General features: G+C 39.3%; 6 protein-coding genes. All 6 read left to right on the top strand.

The features are described 5' to 3' along the window. The first annotated feature begins 50 nt into the window (after positions 1-50). A complete protein-coding gene (mnmE, locus tag BUC45_RS00505; RefSeq protein WP_296969340.1) occupies positions 51-1,439 on the top strand; it encodes a tRNA uridine-5-carboxymethylaminomethyl(34) synthesis GTPase MnmE in 1,389 nt (462 codons plus the stop codon). A 10-nt stretch (positions 1,440-1,449) separates the two neighbouring features. Continuing rightward, the gene (gene mnmG, locus BUC45_RS00510) at positions 1,450-3,336 is read left to right on the top strand and encodes a tRNA uridine-5-carboxymethylaminomethyl(34) synthesis enzyme MnmG (RefSeq protein ID WP_296969342.1); all 1,887 of its coding nucleotides are present in this window, start codon (positions 1,450-1,452) and stop codon (positions 3,334-3,336) included. Continuing rightward, positions 3,329-4,045 carry a 16S rRNA (guanine(527)-N(7))-methyltransferase RsmG gene (gene rsmG / locus BUC45_RS00515; RefSeq protein WP_296969345.1) on the top strand — a complete coding sequence of 239 codons (717 nt, stop codon included), beginning with the start codon at positions 3,329-3,331 and terminating at the stop codon, positions 4,043-4,045. The genes mnmG and rsmG overlap by 8 nt, the downstream gene beginning before the upstream one ends. 167 nt (positions 4,046-4,212) lie before the next feature. Next, entirely contained in the window at positions 4,213-5,016 is an 804-nt protein-coding gene (gene noc, locus BUC45_RS00520) for a nucleoid occlusion protein (RefSeq protein WP_296969347.1), read from the top strand. A gap of 412 nt (positions 5,017-5,428) precedes the next feature. Then, complete coding sequence (locus tag BUC45_RS00525; protein WP_296969352.1) at positions 5,429-6,190, top strand: AAA family ATPase; 762 nt, start codon at positions 5,429-5,431, stop codon at positions 6,188-6,190. Continuing rightward, positions 6,183-7,034, top strand: coding sequence for a ParB/RepB/Spo0J family partition protein (locus BUC45_RS00530; protein WP_296969349.1), 852 nt, complete (start codon positions 6,183-6,185; stop codon positions 7,032-7,034). The genes BUC45_RS00525 and BUC45_RS00530 overlap by 8 nt, the downstream gene beginning before the upstream one ends. The last annotated feature ends 652 nt before the right edge of the window (positions 7,035-7,686 follow it).

Consider the following 7,686-nt stretch of genomic DNA (forward strand, 5'->3'; position numbering starts at 1 on the left):
AAGCCCCGGGGCATAAAGCTTTGGGGCTTATTTCAAAGTGAGGCTAGATTATGAAGACAGATAGTTGTGAAACAATAGCGGCTATTTCAACAGCTATCGGTGAGGGCGGTATCGGAATTGTCAGGATTTCCGGGCCTCGAGCTTTCGAGATTGCAGAAAAAATATTTAAACCAAGGATAAAAAAATCTTTATTTGAATTTAAAAACAGGACATTGTATCTTGGAGATATTGTGGATTCAAATGATGAAATTATCGACGAAGTGCTGCTGGCTATTTTCAAAGCTCCACATACTTATACCAGGGAAGATATGGTTGAAATCAATTGCCATGGGGGTTTGGTAGCCCAAAAACGCATTTTAGCACTGGTGCTGGACAAGGGAGCAAGGCTGGCTGAGCCCGGAGAATTTACGAAGAGGGCTTTCTTAAACGGCAGGATTGACCTTTCTCAAGCAGAGGCCGTAATCGACATAATAAGGGCAAAAACCGACAGAGCACTGGCTGTGGCTAATCGCCGATTGACCGGCGAATTTTCTGAAAAAATAAGCAGAATACGCTCGAACCTGTTAAATGTAATTGCACATATTGAGGCTAATATAGATTTTCCTGAAGATGATATTCCCGAAGCTGAGCCTGAATATATCAGTCAAGAGATAAATAATGCGTTAAAAATGGTCGAAGATTTGCTAAGAAGTGCCGGTTCCGGGAGAATACTCAGGGAAGGTTTGTCCACATTAATACTTGGAAATACAAATGTGGGCAAGTCTTCGCTTTTGAATGCACTACTTCAAGAGGAAAGGGCTATTGTAACCGATATACCGGGAACTACTCGCGATATAATCGAAGAGTATATTGATATTCAGGGAATTCCCATAAAAATCATTGATACTGCCGGTATAAGGCAGACAACCGATGAAGTGGAAAAAATAGGAATTAACAGAGCGATGAAACATTTGCAAGAAGCAGAACTTGTGTTATTGATGATTGATGTTTCTCGCAAATTGACCGATGATGATAAGCGATTAATAGAACTTGTAGGCGATAAGACTACTATTACCGTGATAAATAAAGTGGATTTACCGGTTGCTGTTGATGAATATGAAATAGAAAAACTTGTACCTGAGGCAAAAATTGTCAAAGTTTCTGCTTTAAAGCAGGAAGGTATTGATGAACTTAAGACTGTAATTTATGATACCATAACCGAAAAAATGGGTTTTACCGATGAAGGCTTAATTGTGGCAAGCGAAAGACAGCGAAGGATTCTTGAAGAGAGCCGTGAATTTCTAAAAAGCGCTCTTTGTGCAATGGCTGAAGGTGTACCTATTGAGATGGTTGAAATTGACATCCGCGATGCATGGGAGAAATTAGGAGAAATCACAGGAGATACGGTCAGTGAAGATATTATAAATACTATATTTCAAAAATTTTGTATCGGTAAATGAAGGTGGAAGCATGGACTACAATGTAGGTAAATATGATGTAGCCGTGGTGGGAATCGGTCACGCAGGCTGTGAAGCAGCTCTAGCTACTGCGAGAATGGGCCTTAAGACAGTAGCCTTTGCTATAAATCTAGACAGTATTGCACTTATGGCTTGCAATCCTTCCATCGGCGGTCCGGGAAAAGGTAATATGGTTCGGGAAATAGATGCTCTCGGTGGGCAGATGGCTATAAATGTGGACAAGACATTTATACAGGTGAGGATGCTCAATACCAAAAAAGGCCCGGCAGTTAGGGCACTTCGAGCTCAGCTTGATAAAAGGGCATACTCTGCTGCTATGAAATATACCGTTGAAAGTCAGGAAAACCTTGATATTGTCCAGGAGGAAGTAGTAAAAATCCTGGTTGAAGGCGAAAAGGTCAAGGGTGTTGTAACAAAGACCGGTGGTGTATATGAGGCAAGGGCTGTGATTCTGACTACTGGCGTATATCTTCGCGGAAGAATTGTGATAGGTGATTTAAGTTATAGCAGTGGTCCTAGTGGACTGTTCCCTGCAAATGAACTTTCTAAATCGCTGGAAAGTTTGGGGCTTGAGCTTGGAAGGTTTAAGACTGGTACTCCTCCTAGAATTCATAAGGATTCGGTGGATTTTTCAAAGATGATTATACAACCTGGTGATGATGTTATCACACCATTTTCATATACATCGGAGAAAATCCAAAGAGAACAGGTGCCTTGTTGGTTAACATACACCAATGAAACCACACATAAGATAATAGCCGAAAACCTGCACAGGGCGCCACTTTATACTGGTGAAATCAAAGGTGTAGGGCCTCGGTATTGCCCCAGTGTAGAGATGAAAATAGTAAATTTTAAGGATAAGAAAAGCCATCAGATATTTATCGAACCAGAGGGCAATGGAACGAAGGAAATGTATGTTCAAGGTCTTTCTACCAGCTTGCCGGCTGATGTGCAGATAGCGATGACCCATTCTGTAAAAGGTTTGGAAAATGCCAAGATTATGAGGTTCGGTTATGCGATTGAATATGATTTTGTGGTTCCGACTCAATTAAAACCCACTTTAGAAACTAAAGCAGTACAAGGCCTATATATGGCCGGCCAGATAAACGGCACGTCGGGTTATGAGGAGGCTGCCGCACAGGGTCTTATAGCCGGAATAAATGCGGCGTTGAAGATAAAAGAAAAAGAGCCGCTGGTTTTGAGCCGCTCAGATGCTTATATTGGTGTATTAATAGATGATTTGGTTACAAAAGGTGTTACAGAACCTTACAGGATACTTACATCAAGAGCCGAATACAGGCTGCTTTTAAGGCAGGATAATGCCGATTTGCGCCTTATGGATATTGGTCATTCGATAGGTCTTATAAGTGATGATAGATATGAGAAATTCTTGAAAAAGAAAAAGTCGATTGATGATGAAATAAAACGGTTAAAATCCGTCAAAATAACGCCAACAGCTAAGGTGAATGAGGTTCTAACTGGGCTTAATACGGCAAAATTGAACTCACCTTCCACCCTGGCCGAGCTTTTAAAAAGGCCTGAGCTCGACTATGAAAAGCTGAAGGTGTTAGATGAAGACCGAGAACAGTTACCCGATGATGTAATTGAGCAAGTAGAAATAGCAACCGCTTACGAAGGCTATATAGAGCGACAGATGTCTCAAGTTGCACAGTTTAAGAAAATGGAAAACAAAAAAATCCCAGATGATATTGATTATGACGAAATTTACGGTTTGGGTTTTGAGGCTAGGGAGAAGCTGAAAGAGGTTAAGCCCATTTCTATCGGTCAGGCATCTAGAATATCGGGTGTTAATCCGTCTGATATAACTGTTTTATTAATATACCTCGAAACAAAAAGAAGGAAAAGCCATAATGAATGACTTTAAAGAAATATTGGCTCGTGAAGCAAAAAGGCATGATATTGAACTCAGCGATGAACAAATTTTACAATTAGATGTGTTTAGATGTCTACTTTTGGAAAGGAATAAAATGGTAAATCTTACCAGTATAACCGAGTCAGAGGACTTTGCAAAGAAGCATGTCATCGATTCTCTAATGATAATAAAGCATATTGAAATTGACCATGAGGCAAAAATCATGGATGTGGGTACAGGTCCCGGCATCCCGGGCCTGATTTTAAAAATTTATAGGCCGGATATAAAACTGTCGCTTTTGGAATCAGTTCGCAAAAAAACTGATTTTTTAAGAGATGTCATCGGTAAAATGAATATTCCAGATGTACAGGTAATAAATGGGCGAGCCGAAGAGGCGGGGCATGATATCAAGCACCGCGAAAGTTATGATATTGTCGTAGCACGTGCAGTATCATCTTTAAACTCACTGCTGGAATTATGCCTGCCTTTTGCCAAGCTCGGAGGAATTTTTATTGCCATGAAGGGTGGCCTGCCCCAGCAAGAGATTGAGTTATCGCAAAAGGCCTTAAAAATTCTGGGCGGCAAAATAGTTAAATGCCAGGAATATATATTAGATGAAGGTTCAAAGCGAAACTTGATAATTATTTCAAAAGAGCAGAACTGTCCGGCTAAGTATCCGCGAAGGCCAGGAATTCCCGGAAAAAATCCTTTATAGTTTATACTTCGACAGTAATGTCAAATACGAGGTTTTTATGACTTTAAGTTTACTTTTTGATAAGCAGGAAAACCCGCATATATATAGAATAAAGTAATAGGTGTTTTTTGCCAAAATAAAATAAATATTTTATGTGATTTTAGATATAAAAAGGGAGGGGGACGTTTATGTTGGGGATATCCAGGTCCAACCTCAGCGTTGTGAATATTCCTTTAGAGGAAATACAGCCAAATATATACCAGCCGCGAAAAGATTTTAACGACGAGTCTTTAGATGAGCTAACGAATTCCATCAAGAGTTACGGCGTTTTGCAGCCTATAGTGGTTCGCCGCAACGGGCGGGGAGGATATGAAATTATTGCCGGAGAGCGTCGTTGGCGCGCATGCCAAAAGGCAGGTCTTAAAGAAATTCCGGCTATAGTAAAAGATGCCAAAGATGCGGATACAGCTATTCTTGCTCTCATGGAGAATATTCAGAGGGAAGATTTGAATTTCCTTGAAGAAGCCGAAGGCTATAGACAGCTCATTCAAGAATGTGGTGTGACACAGGAACAACTTGCCATGAAACTCGGTAAAAGTCAGTCGACAATTGCCAACAAAATGAGAATACTAAAACTTTCGCCTGAGATTATCAATATTATTTCTCAGGAAAAGCTAACTGAACGGCATGCCAGAGCCCTTTTGAAGCTGCCTGATAAAGAGCTTCAAATGCAGGTATTAAACCAAGTTGTCAGTAAAGGCTTGAGTGTTCGCCAGACCGAAGAGCTTATTGAGCAAACAATTGAAAAAATCAGCGATGATAAGAAGAATAAAAGCAAATCGTTTAAAATTGCCATAAAAGATGTGCGTATTTTTGTAAATTCTGTGCGAAAACTTGTAAAGGCAATAAAAGAAACCGGTGTGAAGGCGGAATATAAGGAAGTCGATAAGGGTGAGTATATTGAACTAATGGTTCAGATACCAAAAAGGTAATTGAACCTTTTTTTTTGGCATAAATAAAAACAAGATAATATAGCTATTTTAGGTTTGACTTGAGAAATTATGTTATTTGCGGACCATTTAGTAAGCCTTAAGACTTTACGATAAATGTCTTATACTGCTAGAGTAACCACCCATTTTGCGGGTGGTTATAATTTTGGTATAAATATGTCTTAATGGCATATTTTATTTTTATTTACCGGATGAATGCTCAAAAAGATTTTTAAAAAATCAGGCTTGAACGTGGTATGTTGAATTTTGATAAATTATTTATTAAAAATGTCAATAAAAAAGAAGGAAAAACCTGATATAAAACGAAAGTTATATTAAAGTATCAACACCAGTTTTGAAAGGAGGTCAGGAAACAAGACGCACACAATCTGAGTGCTTATTGTTTCATGATTTTATGGCAAGAGTTATAGCTATAGCCAATCAAAAAGGAGGGGTGGGGAAAACCACCACTTCAGTAAACTTGGCTGCTTGTTTAGGCGTTTTAGGACAAAAGGTATTGCTGGTGGACATTGACCCACAAGGTAACAGCACTAGCGGTATAGGCATCGATAAAATGAATAATGATAAAACAATCTACAATGTGCTTATTAATGAAGAACCTATTGTAAACAATACCGTAAAAACCGACTACGAAAATCTATATTTACTACCGTCAAACATTCAATTGGCAGGAGCCGAAATCGAGTTGGTTCCTGCAATTTCCAGGGAATACAAACTTAAAAATGCCATAGAAGACATTAAGGGCGATTATGATTTTATTATCATCGACTGCCCGCCGTCCTTAGGTTTACTGACATTAAATGCTTTGACGGCTGCCGATACGGTTTTAGTACCGATTCAATGTGAGTATTATGCATTAGAAGGCTTAGGCCAGCTAATGAATACCATATCACTTGTGCAAAAGCATTTAAATAAAAACCTTGAGGTAGAAGGTGTACTATTGACCATGTTTGATGCAAGGACAAATTTATCAATACAGGTCGTAGACGAAGTAAAGAAATATTTTAAAAACAAGGTTTATAGTACAATAATTCCGAGAAATGTTAGACTCAGCGAGGCTCCAAGCCACGGAAAACCAATAATCAGGTATGATTCAAAATCACGTGGGGCCGAAGTATATATGGATTTAGCAAAGGAGGTTTTGGACATTGAGTAAGCGCGGATTAGGCAGAGGCCTTGAGGCGTTGATTCCAATGGATTCAATAGAGCAGAAGAACGGGGAAAATGTTCAAGAGATAGATATTAAGGCAATCGTAGCAAACGATAAACAGCCCAGAAAGGATTTTGACGAACAAAAGTTGGATGAACTTGCTGCTTCAATGAAACAGCATGGAGTTTTGCAACCCGTCATTGTTAGAAAAAAGGGTAATATTTATGAACTTGTGGCAGGCGAACGAAGATGGAGAGCTGCTGCAAAAGCCGGTATCAAAAAAATACCTGCCATAGTTAAAGAGTTATCTGATGCGGATGTAATGGAGATTGCACTTATAGAAAACTTGCAGCGGGAAGACTTAAACCCCATGGAAGAGGCCTTGGCATACAAAACCTTAATGGATGATTTCGGTTTAACACAGGAAGAACTGTCAAAAAGAGTTGGTAAAAGCAGATCGCAGATTGCAAACACTGTGAGGCTATTAAACCTTGAAAGCGAAATACAGGAACTTGTTCTGCAAGATAAACTGACAGCAGGCCACGCTAGGGCTTTACTTTCCATTCAGAATAAAAAAGATAGATATGATTTGGCAAAGAAAATTAGTTCAGATGCATTATCCGTTAGACAGACAGAGCAAATGGCAAAGAAAATTTCCGATGAAAGTAAGCAGAAGAAAAATGCAAGGCAAAAGGAGATTAACCCTGTTATATTAGATATAACCGAGAAACTGCAGAGAAGCCTTGGCACAAGAGTTAGAATAAAAGGAAACGAAAGACGCGGAAAAATCGAAATTGAATTTTATTCCGGTGATGAACTAGAACGCATACTCGAAGTTATTACAGAGTAAAATGTTTCACGTGAAACAATCTCCAAATTTTTAAAAAGGGCACCTACCCGCCACCCAAAATAATAAATCACCACCCCGACATATGATTCATTAACATAAACGTTGCGATACACGAATTACCGACATATCGGGTTTTCCGTATATACCGCATGGATTGCCAACAATGTAGGGGCGGTCATCGACCGCCCGCAACACGAACCGCCGTACGATGATGTAACAAATGGTTAATTAACGTAAACGTTCCGCAGCAATATTGCGATATACGAATGACCGGCATGCAGCGGGAGACCAATGGTCTCCCCTACAATAACATATTATTAACATATTATTTATTAATGTAAACGTTATGTGGCAATATATGGATTACCAACATATCGGGTTTTTCATATATACCGCATGGATTACCAACATATCGGGTTTTTCATATATACCGCATGAATTACCAACAATGTAGGGGCGGTCATCGACCGCCCGCCGTAATCCACCGCAACATATTATAATTACGATCAACAAGGAATTGCCAACAAAATTTTATTAATAAATGGTAGGATGCATATCAGCAAATAATGCGTTATGGTGTTATTATATGGGCCGTGCAAATATTGTTTACAAAATATATGTCAGCATGAAATTTCAAACCGGATATAATTTA

Origin of the sequence: Tepidanaerobacter sp. EBM-38 (genome assembly GCA_001896545.1) — a bacterium.
Classification (GTDB): domain Bacteria; phylum Bacillota; class Thermosediminibacteria; order Thermosediminibacterales; family Tepidanaerobacteraceae; genus Tepidanaerobacter.

Bases quoted from the DNA above. Each gene is read 5' to 3' on its own strand.
- mnmE (WP_296969340.1), top strand. From the start codon at position 51: ATGAAGACAGATAGTTGTGAAACAATAGCGGCTATTTCAACAGCTATC.
- mnmG (WP_296969342.1), top strand. From the start codon at position 1,450: ATGGACTACAATGTAGGTAAATATGATGTAGCCGTGGTGGGAATCGGT.
- rsmG (WP_296969345.1), top strand. From the start codon at position 3,329: ATGAATGACTTTAAAGAAATATTGGCTCGTGAAGCAAAAAGGCATGAT.
- noc (WP_296969347.1), top strand. From the start codon at position 4,213: ATGTTGGGGATATCCAGGTCCAACCTCAGCGTTGTGAATATTCCTTTA.
- BUC45_RS00525 (WP_296969352.1), top strand. From the start codon at position 5,429: ATGGCAAGAGTTATAGCTATAGCCAATCAAAAAGGAGGGGTGGGGAAA.